Genomic DNA, 16,874 nt, shown 5'->3' with positions numbered 1-16,874 from the left:
TCCTTTTTTTAGTTATAATGAATTATATTTTTCAATCAATTTTTCGATCGGCATTGGATTATCTTCTGGAATCGCTTGGAAAAAGACGTTTAGATTTTTTTCTAGAAAACCATTTAGAACATTGACGTCATTTTCAGATAGATTGATGTTTTTAAGCACGTTTTTCCGTTCTGCGCCTCCACCTAAACCGCCAATTTGAATATCATTTTCGATTACATTTGCGTTGACCATTGCTTCTAAAGTAGGTAGATCGGGCACTAAGAATAGAACCTTGGCGTTGCTGTTAGGAGCCTCTTCTGCCCAATATTTTTGTGCTGATTCTACACCATAGATTTTCACTTCAACACCTGGAGGGGCTGCCATCACATAGATGCTTTGTAAGAACTCATCCTTCTCCAATTCATCACTCACTACAAAAATTTCATCTGCACCTAACTGTTGTAGCCATTTTGTTACCACTTGTCCGTGAATCAAACGACTATCTACTCTTGTTAATACGATTTTTGCCATGTTTATACTCTCCTATCTAATTGTTAGTTGTTGGTAATTGTAAAATCTGACAGTTATCTAATGATGCTTGTAAAATCTCTACTCCCGATTGTTCAGTGAAGGGCGTGGATTGTTTCATGATTGCATCTAAAAGCATTGCCGTATTCAAACCTGATATAGCCAAAATATCATAATCTCTTGAAAGCCTTAACGCTACATTACTTGTTGTTCCACCTTTGATATCTGTTAAAATAAGCAATTTCTCGCTCCAAGTGACGGATTTTAATTGTTGTTCTACACGTTTTATATATTCTTGTAAATTATCTTCCGGCTGTAAAACAACCTCATAAATATTCTCCGTCTCCCCAACGATCATTTTAATGCTCTTTAAAAGTCCTGCCCCCCAACCGCCATGGGTGAGTAGTATAATGGGTTCTTTTGTCATTTTTTCATCTCCTTAAATTAAAAGCGTAACGGGCTCGTTCAACCTTGACAGAAAAATAGGAAATTATGAATGACGCGCTCTTTGCCTTATTCATAATTTATCTTTTTTCCGAAAGGTTAGCCCGTGCAGCTAGATAACACATGGTAACAACGTTCAGCTTCGCTACACCTTGTACTTTTCAACATCAGTTCATTCTATTCACTGTGTTTCAAAGCAAAAGCGTAGTGGGCTCGTTTAGCTCTGACAGAAAAATAGGAAAATATGAGAGTGGCGTTCTTTGCCACAATCAGATTTTTTCTTTTTTCCGAAGAGCTAGCCCACGAAGCTAGATAACACAGCACATCTTCACCTATCTCAATCCAACAACCTTTTTTATTACTCTCCTTGCTTAACTAAATAGCAAGTCCTGTGCCAATAATCTGTCGTAAAATAAAACTCATTTAAAATGTACAATTAAATGAACTTAGCACATTACTGCGTAGTTTAATAATAAGGGCGAAGTTTAAACAGAAAAAGCCCCTAACACCCTCTGTTAAACAGAGTTACGGACTTCTTAATTATTCTCAATTGCCATAAAGCAATTCATAAATATATTTTATTTCTAATGGTGAAAATTGAACATTGTACGACACTTCCAAGGGACGAAAGGCCATTTTTATGACAGATGCTTCATTTGGGATGTCTTTGTACGACACATTATAATCAGATGTGCTGTATTCATTATTGATCACCAAACGTTCCACCGTACAACAAGTATGGATCAAAAAGCGCAACATGATTTTTTCATCACTATTCAAATTCAATTGTCGACACAAATCATCATAAATCTGGCTGACTTCGATTGATAAGCGTTGCGGATTTAACACAGTAATATGATTGATGATCGCTTTTAACGACAATCCATGTACGTAACGTTTCGCTATTTTATCTTTCAGCACTCGATTCTTTTTATCTGACATATCATAACCGAATAATAGCAAGAGACGTTCTACGCCTTTTTCTGAAAATAATTCTCCTAATGGAATAAATGGAATATCAGGTACTTCTGTTTGAAAAGTGCCCACGATCCCCACTAATTTTTCATCTGCTCGAATATGTTGGTGAATCCGCTCGATATCTTGTATTTCACTATTATCTAGTGTTAGTATTCGGATGTTTTGCAACACCTCTTCTTGGAAGACATCGATGATTAGTTTTTCGATTTTTAATGCCGTCCCAAGTCCAGTCATGCAAGAAACGATAAGTACTTTTGAATCAAAAAAATGCCCTTTTTTGCAAATAGATGAAAGGTGTCCTTTTTCATTCAATACAGGAAGTAAGTAGTTGAAATCAGTTGATTCATAAATTACTTCTCTAGAAACTTCAAGTAGTGATAACAAATTGATATTTTTGACCAGTAATACATCGATCCCAAATTCTTCACTGATCAGATTACCAAAATAAACCAGTGAGCCAATATCCACTAACAAAATCAATCGTTTATACTTATTGATTTTAATAATAGTTTTAACCTTCTCAAGTGTTTCTTCCACAGTTTGATGAATTGGCATATTGACAGCTTTTAGGAGATTACTAGAAAATAAAATATTAGAATATTCCGCCATGCTCGTAGCAGTCGTTGAGCCGTGTGCGACAACTATTACACCGCACTCGTCATTACGCTGATACTGGCTGTCTGCTTGTTTTAATTTTCTAAGCAGCAAGCCAAAATAAGTAATTTCTGTTTTAGGCAATTCTACTGAAAAAAGGGTCGAGACTTTTTCTACAATTTTTTTTGAAATATCATAATTTTCAAGTCGGCCTAACATTAACTGGCTAGAATACAGATAAAAATCATCATTAGGAATCTCCATAAATAACAAAGTAGAATAAACATGATTCGCCAGCACTTCTATAAGATTTTTTTGAATTGTAAAGCCTGTCAGTTCAGAGATATAAGCTGTTAATTCAGCTATTTTTTGCTCAAAGCTCTCATCAATGGTTCGCATCGATTGTGTTTTAGCCATCGGTTCAAATAAACGCATATCAAATAATTGATCGATTTTTTTCTGTAGAATCGAAGCCACTTCTTTTTGGGGAATATTGCTATTTTTCAAATTGGAAAATTCTTTTAATAAAAAATCATAGAACGCATCGTTGATTTTATCTCTCGTTGTAAAATAATGGCTGGCTGATGTTCGATCATCTGATTTTATCTTTAAGCTCTTACCATCCAAGAGTTCTTTTAAAGCAATTTGATCTTTCGCATCTTTTTCTAAAGGTTCTTCATTCAATAATAATGTTTGGTCGATCATCAATGACACTGATTGCTTTTCAATCTGTTTTAGATAACCTTGTGCACAAATGAATTGAATTTCGGATTTCATTTCCCCGACGTTACCTGTATATTTTTTAAACACTAATTGTTCGATCACTTGATACTGAACCGTGATATCTTTTTTGATTTTACGACTTTCATTTTGAAAAAATTTGATCACTAATTCGATTTTTTCTTGGATAGGTCTTTCTTTAACAGAAGGGAGCATCAGAGAGACAGGAATTCGACGGAGAAAGGTTTTTAAAAAGGTTTGCGAAAAATCTTCTGTTGTCGCAAAAATAAAGCGAATATTGACCGCTCTTTTAACATCCGCTTCACCCATTCTTGAAAAATAACCTTTATCCAGTAATGTGAAAAGTTTTTCCTGTCCCTCACTCGGTAACCGATGGACTTCATCTAAAAATAAAAAACCTTGGTCAGCATATTCAACAAGCCCTGCTTTATCTTCAACCGCTCCTGTAAAACTACCTTTTTTATAGCCAAAAAGATGAGTCGTCAATAGCTCTGGGTTGTTAAAATATTCTGAGCAATTAAAATAAATAAATGGCATTTCTTCACTTACAAATGTTTCGTAATAGCGATGGAGTGCTTCAGCCAATAACGTTTTCCCAACCCCAGATTCACCACCTAATAAAATGTTTAAACCATTTGGTGGATAGAGAACAGCTGCTTTTAATTTTTCAATACTATCTTTTAAACTGCCTTTATATCCGATGATTTCTGAAAACTCTTCTAACTTACGATTTTCTTCATAAAACGATTCATCTACTTTTTGTGCGTTTAAAAACATAGTCAATGCCTCTAAGTTTTTAAACGATAGTTGATCCTTAAAGGAACAGCCATAAATTTTTTCTAATTCCTGTTTACTAAAAAATAAAACAGGACGACTTTTCACTCTGACCGCTTCTTCTTTGGTCAGTAGTTTATTTAAATCTTCGCTGACAGTATTTCTTGCCAAAGATAATTGTTCACTGATTTCTTGAGCCGTAACCCCTTTCAATTGTTCAATTGTTTCTTGCTTTTTGGTTTGTTCAGCGAGAATATTGCTTACTTTTTCTAGCCGCTGCATATCTGCTCACCTCATTTGTTTATTAAGAATTATTATACTTGATTGCTTGATAAGTTAATAGAGGCGATTATTTTGCTAAAAAATACCCTATCTTGTAAATTATACTTTGACATATTTCTATTATGTGATTAAACTAAGCTTAGTGAATAGGAGTGAAGGAATAATGACTGTATTCAGTTTAAGAAAATATCAACAATCTGACCTAAAAGACATACTGACTATATTTAATGGAACAGTTCAAGCAATCAATAAAAAAGATTACACACAGCAACAAATCGATCAATGGGTCCAACTAACACCTGATTATGATCAATGGCATGCTAGACTTGAACCTACTTATGCAATCGTTGCCCTAAATCGAATGGAAGTGATTGGCTTTGGTAATATCACAGATACAGGTGAACTTGATTACTTGTATGTAGATAAAAAATGGATCGGCTATGGTATCGGGAAGATGCTAGCTAAAGATTTAATGGATCATGCACTGAAAGCTGGAGCAAAAGAGCTTACGGTCTATTCATCGATCACAGCCAAACCGTTTTTTGAATCACTTGGCTTTGAGCTAGTGGAACAAAAAGTAAAATACCGTAACGGTGTCATGCTTATGAATTATTTGATGGTTTATCGCAGAGATAAAAACTAAGCGATTCGTTTTATTAAGATTACTGAAAATCTGTATAAAGAGTATGAAATTCCTTAAAAACCGCACAATGCATAAAGCGCATTGTGCGGTTTTTGGTCAACTAATTGATGACTATTTTTTAATTTTCACTTTCGACTTTTCGTTTCAAATAGTGAATCAAATTGATATAATCTACTTTCCCATAATCAGTAACATCAAACTCATGAACTTCTCCTAACTGAAATTCGTTATATTTTCTTGTTTGGATTATTTGTTCGAATGCCTCTTTTGTAATGTGATTGTCCGCTTTGCTTCGATCCTCTAATTGATCAAGATAATGATAGTGTGTCATTAAATGACTGAGGTGCCGCTCTGGTTCCAGATCTCGCACGTTTCTTCTTTCCCATAACACATCAAAATCAGCAACTAAGCGAATCGTAATCACTTCGTACTCATAAGTATTGGCTAGTTTTGAAAGCGTGCTTTTTTGTTTATCGCTAAATGGATATTCTGACACAATCACTTGTTTCCCAGCATCCATATATAGCGCTAGAACACCATAATAAAAGCGCCAAACTCTCTTTTCTAACTCAGCCTTCTCAGCAAGTGAATCAAAACCAACTGAGTCAGCAAACAATTCTTTGCCTTCATCTGGTGTAATCAGGAAGATATTCGGAATCTGTTCCCTGATTTTTTGGATCAGATAGGTTTTCCCAGTTGCAGGACTACCAGCAAGTAAAATCAACAATTTTTTCATTTGACTACCCTATATGGATTGGATTTTCCACATTCAGAAACAAGCCTATTTTATGCTTAACGATATCGTGACACGCTTCATTAGCTGGAATTACATTGTAGCGTAATGATTTATTGACAGCTGTTTGTTCAAATGATTCTTTCGCTGTTTTAGTCCAATTAACTAAGAGTTCAGTCCCCACATTGAATTTACGGATACCATTATTAATTAGTTCAGGATAGTCTTCTTCTTTGACACCCGTTCCGCCGTGAATAACTAGTGGAATATCAACAATTGCGTTAATTTCTTTCAATAAGAGCAAATTAACTTCCGTTTTGGATTTAAATTGACCGTGATTCGTTCCGATTGCAATGGCTAAAGCATCGATTCCTGTGGCATCCACAAAAGTACGGGCATCTTCTGGTTTTGTGTAGACTTTGTCGTTTTCCTCTACATGGATCCCTTCTTCAGTACCGCCGATCGTTCCAAGTTCCCCTTCAACAGAAACACCCTTTTTATGTGCATATTCCACCACAGCCTTTGTTTTTAAAATATTTTCTTTAAAAGGTAAATGAGAGCCATCATACATGACTGACGTGTAGCCAAGATCGATTGCTTCTTTGATATCATCAAAGTTTCTAGCATGATCCAAATGAAGCACTGCATCCACCATTTCTTTTTCAGCCATTGTTTTGACAACTGAAACTAGTACATCGTACCCAATGTATTTGGCTGTATCCACACTGGTTTGGATAATGATCGGTGCACCCATTTCTTTGGCTGCTCGAATCATTTCTGGCAACATTTCTAAATTGTGGGCATTAAAAGCCCCCACTGTAAAATTCAATTCTTCTGCTGTTTTCGTGACTTCTTTCAATGTTGTATACATGTATTTCTCCCTCATCTTTCAATTTTACTGACCGCTGATCGTTACTTTTTTGGCGATTTGTCGCATATCGTCCATTTTATTCATCCACTGATCAATTCCAGCGTCATCACCATTTCTTGCAGCTTCTGCTCTTTTTTGATTGTACAAGCTCATTAATTTTTTGTAGCCTGATCCGATACTATTTTGATAGGACTGACTTTTTTCTAGCGCTATGACTGCTTGATCGATTTCATTTAGTTGTGCTAGTAATAAACCTGTTTCTTCGTATTTTTCAGCTAGTATTGTGTCTGTCAGCTGGACGCTATTTATTTCTAGCGCAAGTTCATCAACTTTTTTACGAAGTTCAATTTTTTCTTCCTCTGTCAAAACTTCTTCTACTTCTGGCTTCACAACGCTCTTTTGTTTCTTTTTCAGGAAATCAAACATATTTTCACCCCTTTTTAAAAAGCTTTCATGATCGGGCTTATGATCCAAGCATATAAGAGAGCCGCTGTGACAGTATCCACATCAGTCGCTGTAGCATTGACGAAGCCCATACTATTGAAGATCGTCACTAATAGTGCTGGTAATAACGTAATAAAGAAACCATGTGCGATCCCCCCGATGATTGCACCACGTCTGCCGCCAACTGCATTTCCAAAAATCCCTGCTGTACCACCTGCAAAAAAGTTAGTCAGCATTCCTGGTAAAATCATCGCCAAACCAAATGTCGGCAAAATGAACATCGCTAAAACAGCACCGATCGTGGTTGTGATAAAGCCTAGAATCACTGCATTTGGGCTATATGGGAAAAATACTGGACAATCTAACGCTGGAATCGCATTTGGCACTAATTTCATTGCAATCCCTCTAAAAGCTGGTACGATTTCTCCAAGTAATAAACGAACACCTGCCAGCAATACATACACACCGACTACAAATTGAATGGCTTGTAAAAAAGCAAACATAATATAGTTTTGATTGCCGGATAACGTTGACGCAAATGTTTCACCCGCAAACAATACCGTTACGATATATAAAGGAACCATCACGACCATCACAGACAAATACGTATCTTGAAGAAACTCAAAGGATTTCGGTAATTTAAGATCTTCCACCGACTTTTTGTTTTCACCACGTTCACCAAAAATCCAAGCAACACCTGCTTCAAATAAATAACCGATCGTACAAAAATGTCCCAAGGCAATATCATCTGATCCAGTTATTTTCCTAATAAAGGGCTGTGCGATCGCTGGCATAGCAACAGCGAAAACACCTCCGATAAATCCTCCGACAATGATCAGTACGATCCCACGAAGTCCGGCAAAATACCCAAAAACCGTCGTCATCGTCGCCATCCATAAAATCGCTTGACCTGTTAAGAAAATATACTTCCACTTTGTAAAACGAGCAATCAAAATATTAAATATAAAAATAGCTAAAAATGTTAACGCAATATCCCGTCCTAAGCCCAGCTCATTCATTGCTTGGCCATTGATCGCTTCGATAGAAGGAATAATTCCTTGCATATGAAATCCTTCTGTAAAAATCTCACCAAAGTAAGTCAGACTCCCCACAATAATACTAGAGCCAGCACTTAAAACTTGAAACCCTAACAATGTTTTTAATGAACCTGATAACACTTGACCAATCGATTTTTTCTGTAAAATCAATCCTAGCATAGCTATTAAACTGATCGTGATCGATGCCTGTGTCAAAATATTCTCGATGATAAAATTAACTACCCCCATGATAAAGCCCCTCCATTATGATTTTTTAGTTAAATAGCCCCTTTTGCTTGTAAAACTGGTGTGATTTTTTCATCTATTTCGGCTTTTGAAACAATATTTTTCAGATAAATGATCGCTGTTTTTTCTTCATCGATACTAAATTTTTCAAATTGCGTTTGAAAGTTTTGCGCGGTAATTATGATATCTGGATTCATAGAAACTGCTGATGAAATGTCTGTATGCTCAAGTTTTGCTTCCACCCCTTTCTGATTTAAGACATCTTCAGCCGCCATTTGAGCCGCAAAACTACTCCCTAATCCTGCTCCGCAAACAAATAAAATCGTTAGTTTTTTCATGATGATTCTCTCCAGTCATTTTTATTATTTTTGTTTCCTTTAACACTCTTCATATAAAATTGCTTCAAAATCAGAGACATTACTACACCGCACTAAACGATTTATTTTTGTCTCGTCGTTGATCAATTCAATCAAGCTTTTCATAATATTTAAGTGGGAAAATGAATCCACTGCTGCCAGACAAAAAATAATTTTTACAGGATCGTTGGCTTCATTGCCAAAGACAACAGGTTCAGCTAATGTTGCAACACTTATACCTAATCTATTAACGCCATCTTCTGGCCTCGCATGGGCTAAAGCGAGATGTTTTCCCATCACGATGTATGGCCCAAATTCATTGACAGAAGCGATCATTGCCTTTACATATGATTCTTTAATACAGTTTTCTTTTAAGAGTGGACGTGCTACTTGTCGAATCGCACTCTCCCAATCTGGACATTTTTCTAGTAACAAGATATCGCTTTTTTTCAAGACATCTTTCAGCATCGGCTGCAACTCCCTTTTATTTATCTTTAAATGATTCTGATCAAAAGTGGTCTCTAACTGTTGATAGATATCGCTAGAAATCGTACCGCCACTTTCTTTAACTAAATCAAGAACCTTATAAAATAACTCCGTAGAATCATTGTCATTATTTACTAAACGTTTAAATTGCCTATTTCGTTCTAAGAACTCTTGAATATTTTTTCGACTCTCTACTTTTATTATCGGATCTACAACTAAAATCGGCTTGTCAGGATAGGTTAAACTCAGTGTTGAAAAAATCAAATCAACATCTAGTTTTTTGATCAGTTCCATCTCACCTGTACTTAGAACAGCTACTATCTCAATACTAAATAATTCTTTCAAATGTTCTGCCAATAATCGACCGGTAGCTGTTCCGTGATTACAGACTACAACTGCCTTATAGGTATATTGCAGCTCTTGATTGATCGCACTTACCGAAGTCGAAAAGTGAATTGTCAAAAAGGCAATTTCGTCCTCACTGAGTTCATGTTTAGTGATTGCTTCAATCGTTGGCGCAAATGTTTCAATCGCAAAATAAATATTGCCGTAATACCGCTTTACCGTTTCTTTTAACGGGTTTAAAATTTGTATTTCACTTTTCACCCGACTGATCAAACCAGCCATATGACGATATAAGCCTTCATGTAGGGATTCTTCTTTTTTAGAAAAGGGAATTTGCGTCGTTTGTTCGACAAATTGAATCAGCTGAATCGACAACAATTGGGCTTGTACCCACTCAACAGAATTGCTTATGCTCCCAGTATCAAAGGTTTCCAACATAAACAGGATATAATTCAATTCTGATACCGGAGGTCTAACTGCTAAAGTGCGACACAGTTGATGAACAAAAGAAAGTCTGCGCTGATTTTGCTCCGTATCCCAAACTTCCCAATCAGAACTTGGAATCAATTCTTGTCTCAAATAGCGACTTAACCAAACAGCCGTAAACATGACTAACTGATTGCGATAAATATCTTCTCTTGAAGAAATTGTTTGATGATACACATGATCGATTTTTTTTAATACCTTTTTAGGAATATAGCGAAATAAATGTTTTTCTGAAACACTTAAACCAGCTTCTTTTTCATCAAGAAAGCGTAAGCTGTCAATTGATTGGTTGATCACATCGTAAATCATCGTTCGTATCGTTCGCTCTGATCCTTTTAAAACGATCCCTTGTTTAGGAATACTCAACACTTCGATACCATACGCGAGAAGAGTATTTCTGACCCTTCGCATATCTTCATCCATTGTACTTTTTGATATTTGATACTCTGATTCCTTTTGATATAAAAAAACAGGATGCTCCGACAAAGAAAAAGCCAAAATCAAGTCAAAAATCCGCTCTTCTCGGCTCAAATAGTCAAATTCATTTTTTTCATCAATGACGATCTCTAGTTGTTTTCTTTCTGATTGCTCTAGTGTTAAAACCATTCCTCTGTTTCGGATCGTTTTAATCTCTGACAATTTATGACTGATGAGAAATGCATTGATCTCTTTAATCTCATTTCTGATTGTTCGATTGCTGACTTGGAAATCCTCGCTTAATTCATCCAGAGTCAAAGAATAATCTGACCAAATAAATCGTTTAAATATTTGTATCGTTCGATCTTTCATTTGCTTCTCTCCTTGTCTGATTTCATTATATAGTTGGACGGGGTGATTGATTAGTGGAGATTGTTGCAACATTTAATTGCAAAATTGTAAGCGCAGACATTTTTTTTGTGTACTAGCAAATCGTTGCACCATTAGTATACAAAAAAAGTGTGGGCAAAACTGTTTTAGTTTTGCCCACACTTTTATTTGAATAAACATTCTTTTCGTTCAGCTTATTTTTACGCTACAGTAAATTTTGTTTCTGATAATGAATTTTGCAATTCAGTATTTGAAATTTCTCTATCACTTGTTACTGATGCTGATTTGTTCTCTAAATCGACATTTGCAGATTGAACCCCTGCAATTTTTTCAAAATTTTCTTTGACGATGTTTACGCACCCATCACATTTCATTCCGTTGATCGTTACTGTTTTTTCCATTGATAAACACTCCTTATAATTGTTTTTTTAGCACTACTAACTAACTAAATGACACTGACATTGCCCTTTGATACAGTTACAGGGCACTTCTTTTACTGCTGACTTTCGTTTTTCTTTCAGTAGTCTTTCCAATTGATCGATATCGTCAAAACTTAGTAGACTGTCATCGATAATTGACTCAAGAACATTTCCGACTTTCTTACTACAAACTTTGGCCAACAACTCTTTCGAGAGTGCCTCGATACTTTTGCGTTCTTCCACTAATGGAAAATAGGTAAACTTATTGCCATTACGTGTGGTACCTAACATTCCTTTATCGACTAAACGACTCAGTAAAGTCTTGACTGTGGTACTTTTCCACTCAGTTTTTTCATTAAGTATATCGGTCACTTCTTTACTTGTGGTTTCTTGTGTCGCCCAAGCAACACGCATGACTTCCCATTCTGCATCAGTGATAGTTAATGTTTTTTTATTATCTGACATAAAAAGTCTCCTTTTTACCGTTTTCTTGATCCACTAGTTAAAACTACACGTGTAGTCAATCAATATAATAATAATAGCTCTTTTTTTACGGTTTGTCAAAGGGGAGATTCCTTCTAATTTTGCTCTGACTCTCAATCTATAGAAACAGACGTAAAACAAATGCATTTGTTTTACGTCTGTTCCGCTTACTTATAGGAGTACTCTTAGAGTGTTATCTGCTTTGAACGGTTTGATAAGCTGAACTTATCAAAAGCAAACCTCTTTTTCTACTGTTGTCGTGTCTTGTCTATGTGCTTTTTTAGCAGTCAATCGTGCCATATTTTTAAATGAATCATTCAAGCCAATGCCGCCTTTTTTCGGCATTTTAACGATTGGAATTTGTCTTTTATAGTTCTCTGTCGCTGGGTTTTCAACAGACATTGCCGCAACTGCTGGAAGCCCATATTGATTAAAGGAAATCGCTAATTTAGCGGCCATTTCTCCAAAGTTTGGGTACTGCATGGCTGGACCACATAGAATAGCATCGGCTTCAAACTTTTTAGCAAAGCCTACAAATTTTTTCGTCACTTCTTCTTGATTTTCTAAATAATATTGATCCCCACAATAAAGAGTGGCTACAATTTGCGCATCCTGTTCTTCAAAGAATGGATTTAATGTCTGACCTGGCCCCATCGCTGCTTTCTTACCGCCAGGAGCTAAATGGGCATTTTCATCACTCCCCATTCCTGCCTGCACATGATTCAATACAAGTATAATTCTTTTCATCAAAGAACCTTCTTTCTAAATATCATCAAAGTCAAAATCATCGAAATCAATGTCTTCTTCTTCCTCTGTTTCTACTGCTTGTGCTTCTTCGCGTAAGTATTGATCGTCCATTACTTTAATAAATGGATAGTAGATAAACATTCCTAAAACAAATAGTAATCCTTGTAAAACAGCTCCTTGCCAGCCGCTTACCAAAAATCCTGAAAATATAATTGGTGTAGTCCACGGCAGCTGGATTCCATTTGTGAAAGGAACTAGCCCCCAATCCATTGCAAAATACGCAATAATGATATTGATCGTTGGTACTAAAGCAAACGGAATTAAAATCAATGGATTCAATACGATCGGTAACCCAAAAATAATCGGTTCATTGATGCCGAAAATTCCTGGCACTAAAGATAATTGTGATAATTTTTTAATTCGTTGGCTCTTACAAAAAATGACCATGACCACAATCAACGAAAGTGTGGAACCCGCACCGCCAAATGTGGCGAACATATCTTGAAATTGGCCAGTGATGATATTTGGAATTTCTTGCCCATGTTTATAGGCATCTAAATTTTCAACAGATAAGGCTCTTAAAACTGGATTAAAAACCGCTCCGACAACACTGCTGCCGTTGATACCGAAGAACCAGAAAAAATGTAAAAATACATAAGCAATGATCATTGCCCCAAGTGTATTACCTAATGCTAATAATGGCGTTTGTAAAAAGTCAAAAATAATTGCTTGCAAGTTGCCATATGAAGTTAAACTAACCAACCAATCTGCCACAAAGAAAATCATGACCACAATAAAACTTGGAATCAGAGCTTCAAAGGATTTCACTACAGTGGGAGGTACACCATCCGGCATTTTGATCGTCCAGCCTTTACTTAGTACCCAGACAAAAATCCGTGTGGAAATCAACGCAACGATCATCCCTAAAAACAAACCGTTAGATCCCATCCATTTTAGCGGTAAGCTCGCAACTTCAACTAATTGTTCTGTCCCTTCTGGCGTATACTCTGTGTAATAAGGCGTTACAATGAAAAATGACACCAATGCAATAATTCCAGCCTGCATTGCATCCACTTTAAATTGACGACCTAAACTGTAGGCAATACCAACCACCGCTAAAATTGTCATAACATCAAAACTCGCATTGGCAGGAACCGCCATATGCTCAGCCCAATCCGCTCCTAAGATCGCTGACATCCACTGATCCCATTGAGGCAAAGGAAAGTTTGCTATCAAAAGAAAAATAGAACCTACGATCAATAAAGGAGTAGAGAGTAAAAAGCCATCACGAATCGCGACAAGATATTTGTTTTCCCCAATGACTTTGGCCATCGGTGTCAAAATGCGTTCCAACCAATCCAAAAACTTTTTCATATAGAGACGCTCCCATCTTCGTTATTTTTTATTTGATTTAATTAGTTTCAATGCTTCTTTTAAGGCTTTTTCACCATCCATCATACCGTAGATTTCGGGTGTGATCGCGGCTACAGGAATTCCTTGCGGCGCAAATTGCTCTTTGGTTTTTTCAAGTAAAAAGCGAACTTGAGGACCTAATAAAATTGCGACTGGTTTCTCCTGATCCACTACTTCTTGCGCTCTAGCAACTGGAAATGCTGTAATTTCTAGCGGCATTTGATGTTTAGTGACCACTTCCATCATTTTGTTGACCATAATACTTGTCGACATCCCTGCATCACAAAATAAATAAATCTTCTTTTTACTCATGCTCTTCTCTCCTTCATTGGTTTATTAATCAATAGGTGCTTTGATTCGTTTTTCATAAGCATCCAGCCATTCTTGGGTGATCGGTTCAATGATCGTTTGATGATTTTCACCCATATTGGCTAGATAGATTGCTGGTTTTTCCTGGTCATTCGCTACACTAAAGGTAAACTCAACATTGGTAGCAACGCCCCATTGACCGGTATTATTCATTGCGATCAAAGAGAAGGCACCTGCTTTACCATAGCGTTTCGTCAACGTATCATGAAAGGTGTAAACTGCTTGATCGCAAGCTTCTTGTGGCGTTTTTCCTTCTCCCATCTGCCGAACGATTTCATAAGCCAAACATCCTTTCATCAAATCTTCTCCTAACCCTGTAGCCGTTGCTCCCCCTATTTCACTGTCCACGTAAAAACCTGATCCAGATAACGGCGAGTCTCCCACACGTCCAGGTTTTTTCATAAACAAACCAGAACTAGAAGTCCCAGCCGCCATACTGCCTTTTGTATCAAGAGAAATCGCGCCAATCGTATCGTGTCCATCATACGGACTTAAATTACTTTTCGCGATTTCTTCTACGCGCTTTTCCCAGATTCGATGAGCTCTTTGAGTCAACATATTTTTCCGTTCAAATCCATTAAGCATGGCATATTTTGTTGCACCATCCCCAACTCTAAAACTGTTGAATTTTTCGTCACTTAATTTTCTAGCAACAGAAATCGGATTTTTCGTATCTGTGATCCCAGCAACTGCGCCAATCTTAAATGTGTCTCCATCCATAAAAGCAGCATCCATTTCTAAAATCCCTTCAGCGTTAGGTAAACCGCCAAAGCCAACAGACTTATAGTATGGATAATCTTCAACGGTTCGAATCGTTGTCTCGATAGCATCTCCTGCTAGACCGTTGTTACTCAACGCTTCACTTGCTTGAGTGACACCATCGTGTGCCATTCTCCAAGTAGCGATCATTCCCCATGACATTTACATCCACATCCTTTAAAATAGCGTTTTCATTTTTATAATTGCATTATACACGATATATACAATTTAGTATATACTAAATTTGTTTTTACTAAAAAAGTAGGGTAAGACAAACATGGAACTGTTTGTGTCTCGCCCTACTGTTAATTGTGATTCCTATTATTTTACTGTTCTGTCGATTTAAATTTTACCGCTGTGCCATAAGCTGCCACCGATTGCATATCCGTTCCAATCGATCCTGAATCAAAACGCATCATCACAACGGCATCTGCCCCTAATTTTTCAGCATTGCTTTTTAAGCGTTCAATCGCAGTTTCTCTTGATTCTTCCAACATTTCTGTGTATGCTCGAATCTCACCACCGACGATATTTTTCAAATTGGCCCCAATGTTCTTAAACACATTTTTTGATTGTGTCGTCAGACCAAATACTTCCCCTAATACTTCATATTCTTTCCCTGGAATTTTTTCTGTTGTTGTAATAAGCATGATGATTCCTCCGTTTCTATTTGCACTTATTTTATATTCATTTTCTGAAACTATCAGAAAAAGTCTCCTATTTAGCACTTATGTTTCGCTCAATTGACAGATAATTTTTGATAGATAGACCTTGATAGCTCTGCTTGATGCTGATATCCCAAAACAGTAAATATTTCGATTGCTTGTTCAACTTTTTTTCGTCCAGATTTTGGTTCTCCCTTTAAGTCCAAAAGCAATCCTTCATAAAATAAACAATAGTTTCTAAAAAACATTTCATCCACACCCGTGGTAAACTCGTTCAGTTTATTCATCAAACGCTCCGCATTCACTAAGTCATTCGCTAACACCAACTCATGAATTTCATTAATCAAAAGCGTACAAATAACTTTTCTTCCCCGTTCAAAATTTTTATAACGATCAATTGATCGTAACAAGGTCTCAAAATACTCTGATTTCCTTTCATAATCGATATAATCCAATGTATTGGCAAACAACCTCAATTCTCCTAATGTCCACGTCTGAACCTTAGATAAGTATTCTTGAATGATCATTAACGAGTGCTTATCAATCACTTTTTTTGAATAGATACCTGTTTTTTCATAGGCAGTCAACTGTTCGATTCTGGCAGTTAATTCAGCGATTCTCAATTCAGCTTGCACAGAAGTAGGATTCTTTTGAAGTTTCGTCCTCATTGAAATTAGCCCATCTATATCATTTTGATTTCCTTTTTCACCATATTCATAGTAAAATTGCTCAATTTCAGATGAATGATACCCATTGTAAATATATAAAAATTCGTCCACTTCCATCGATAATTGCTCTAAGATCAACTTTAATAAATAAAAAGAAATTTCATGTTTTCCTTGCTCAAACCGAATTGCATAAGACTTGGACATGATTTTCTCATACAATTGTTTTTGCGAAATGCCTTTTTTTATTCGTAGTTCACGAATCAATTCCCCGTATGTTTTCATTCGTTTCCTCTACTTTTTTGGATTTCCTTTATAGTATCAGGAATATCGCTTGCTCACTAATAGAACGCTTTAGACATTATTTTTTGGTAGCAAATAGGCTACCTATTAAACGAATGCGTATTAATCGTTGTAAACTTCACCTTATCCGAAGAACTACTTGGATCAACAAGCACATCTTTTTCTTAATTTACTTATAGAAAGTATAATTGGTCAAAGACATTTCGGTTATTCTCTCTCGTTTGAGTTAAGAAATAGATGGGATTAAAAAAATGTTTACTTCTCGTGAGTCTTAGCA

The 16,874-nt window shown here is 36.3% G+C and carries 18 protein-coding genes; 1 reads left to right on the top strand and 17 read right to left on the bottom strand.

Annotation, left to right across the window (positions count from 1 at the left end; translation table 11 throughout):
* Positions 1–12 precede the first annotated feature (12 nt).
* From AC4BB7_RS03580 to AC4BB7_RS03570, 3 genes are all read right to left on the bottom strand, one after another.
* Positions 13–510 carry a PTS sugar transporter subunit IIB gene (locus tag AC4BB7_RS03580; protein ID WP_490484458.1) on the bottom strand — a complete coding sequence of 166 codons (498 nt, stop codon included), beginning with the start codon at positions 508–510 and terminating at the stop codon, positions 13–15.
* A 16-nt stretch (positions 511–526) separates the two neighbouring features.
* Positions 527–934 (bottom strand): PTS sugar transporter subunit IIA, encoded by a 408-nt coding sequence (locus AC4BB7_RS03575; RefSeq protein ID WP_086315583.1) that lies wholly within the window; start codon positions 932–934, stop codon positions 527–529.
* Positions 935–1,497: 563 nt separating this feature from the next.
* A complete protein-coding gene (locus AC4BB7_RS03570) occupies positions 1,498–4,320 on the bottom strand; it encodes a sigma 54-interacting transcriptional regulator (RefSeq protein WP_490484457.1) in 2,823 nt (940 codons plus the stop codon).
* 163 nt (positions 4,321–4,483) lie between these two features.
* Here AC4BB7_RS03570 and AC4BB7_RS03565 point away from each other — a divergent pair, with 163 nt between their 5' ends.
* The gene (locus tag AC4BB7_RS03565; RefSeq protein ID WP_086315581.1) at positions 4,484–4,963 is read left to right on the top strand and encodes a GNAT family N-acetyltransferase; all 480 of its coding nucleotides are present in this window, start codon (positions 4,484–4,486) and stop codon (positions 4,961–4,963) included.
* Between the two features lie 118 nt (positions 4,964–5,081).
* Here AC4BB7_RS03565 and AC4BB7_RS03560 read toward each other — a convergent pair whose 3' ends face one another.
* The 14 genes from AC4BB7_RS03560 to AC4BB7_RS03495 all read right to left on the bottom strand — a co-directional run bounded on the left by AC4BB7_RS03560 (position 5,082) and on the right by AC4BB7_RS03495 (position 16,579).
* Positions 5,082–5,699, bottom strand: coding sequence for a P-loop nucleotide/nucleoside kinase family protein (locus AC4BB7_RS03560; RefSeq protein WP_490484456.1), 618 nt, complete (start codon positions 5,697–5,699; stop codon positions 5,082–5,084).
* A gap of 4 nt (positions 5,700–5,703) precedes the next feature.
* Positions 5,704–6,567, bottom strand: a complete 864-nt coding sequence (locus AC4BB7_RS03555; RefSeq protein ID WP_490484455.1) for a class II fructose-bisphosphate aldolase — start codon at positions 6,565–6,567, stop codon at positions 5,704–5,706.
* A 24-nt stretch (positions 6,568–6,591) separates the two neighbouring features.
* Positions 6,592–6,993 carry a tetratricopeptide repeat protein gene (locus AC4BB7_RS03550; RefSeq protein WP_490484454.1) on the bottom strand — a complete coding sequence of 134 codons (402 nt, stop codon included), beginning with the start codon at positions 6,991–6,993 and terminating at the stop codon, positions 6,592–6,594.
* 14 nt (positions 6,994–7,007) lie between these two features.
* A complete protein-coding gene (locus AC4BB7_RS03545; protein ID WP_086315577.1) occupies positions 7,008–8,297 on the bottom strand; it encodes a PTS sugar transporter subunit IIC in 1,290 nt (429 codons plus the stop codon).
* A 29-nt stretch (positions 8,298–8,326) separates the two neighbouring features.
* Positions 8,327–8,632: a PTS sugar transporter subunit IIB gene (locus AC4BB7_RS03540; protein WP_010770846.1), complete on the bottom strand. Its 306-nt coding sequence runs from the start codon at positions 8,630–8,632 to the stop codon at positions 8,327–8,329.
* 39 nt (positions 8,633–8,671) lie between these two features.
* On the bottom strand, positions 8,672–10,756 hold the full coding sequence (locus AC4BB7_RS03535; RefSeq protein ID WP_490484453.1) for a BglG family transcription antiterminator: 2,085 nt from the start codon (positions 10,754–10,756) through the stop codon (positions 8,672–8,674).
* 218 nt (positions 10,757–10,974) lie between these two features.
* Positions 10,975–11,175 (bottom strand): heavy-metal-associated domain-containing protein, encoded by a 201-nt coding sequence (locus AC4BB7_RS03530; protein ID WP_010770844.1) that lies wholly within the window; start codon positions 11,173–11,175, stop codon positions 10,975–10,977.
* A gap of 36 nt (positions 11,176–11,211) precedes the next feature.
* A complete protein-coding gene (locus AC4BB7_RS03525) occupies positions 11,212–11,658 on the bottom strand; it encodes a CopY/TcrY family copper transport repressor (protein WP_490484452.1) in 447 nt (148 codons plus the stop codon).
* 246 nt (positions 11,659–11,904) lie between these two features.
* On the bottom strand, positions 11,905–12,423 hold the full coding sequence (locus AC4BB7_RS03520; RefSeq protein WP_490484451.1) for a GrdB-related putative oxidoreductase: 519 nt from the start codon (positions 12,421–12,423) through the stop codon (positions 11,905–11,907).
* A gap of 15 nt (positions 12,424–12,438) precedes the next feature.
* Positions 12,439–13,797: a PTS cellobiose transporter subunit IIC gene (gene celB, locus AC4BB7_RS03515; protein ID WP_490484450.1), complete on the bottom strand. Its 1,359-nt coding sequence runs from the start codon at positions 13,795–13,797 to the stop codon at positions 12,439–12,441.
* Positions 13,798–13,818: 21 nt separating this feature from the next.
* Positions 13,819–14,148, bottom strand: a complete 330-nt coding sequence (locus AC4BB7_RS03510; RefSeq protein WP_086315575.1) for a PTS sugar transporter subunit IIB — start codon at positions 14,146–14,148, stop codon at positions 13,819–13,821.
* Positions 14,149–14,172: 24 nt separating this feature from the next.
* Positions 14,173–15,126, bottom strand: a complete 954-nt coding sequence (locus AC4BB7_RS03505; protein ID WP_086315574.1) for a glycosylasparaginase — start codon at positions 15,124–15,126, stop codon at positions 14,173–14,175.
* A gap of 164 nt (positions 15,127–15,290) precedes the next feature.
* A complete protein-coding gene (locus AC4BB7_RS03500; protein WP_010770838.1) occupies positions 15,291–15,614 on the bottom strand; it encodes a heavy metal-binding domain-containing protein in 324 nt (107 codons plus the stop codon).
* Between the two features lie 89 nt (positions 15,615–15,703).
* Positions 15,704–16,579 carry a helix-turn-helix domain-containing protein gene (locus AC4BB7_RS03495; protein WP_490484449.1) on the bottom strand — a complete coding sequence of 292 codons (876 nt, stop codon included), beginning with the start codon at positions 16,577–16,579 and terminating at the stop codon, positions 15,704–15,706.
* Positions 16,580–16,874: the final 295 nt, after the last annotated feature.

The organism is Enterococcus sp. AAFC-DPL-5182 (assembly GCF_058216605.1).
This window is presented reverse-complemented; position numbering and strand designations above follow the sequence as displayed.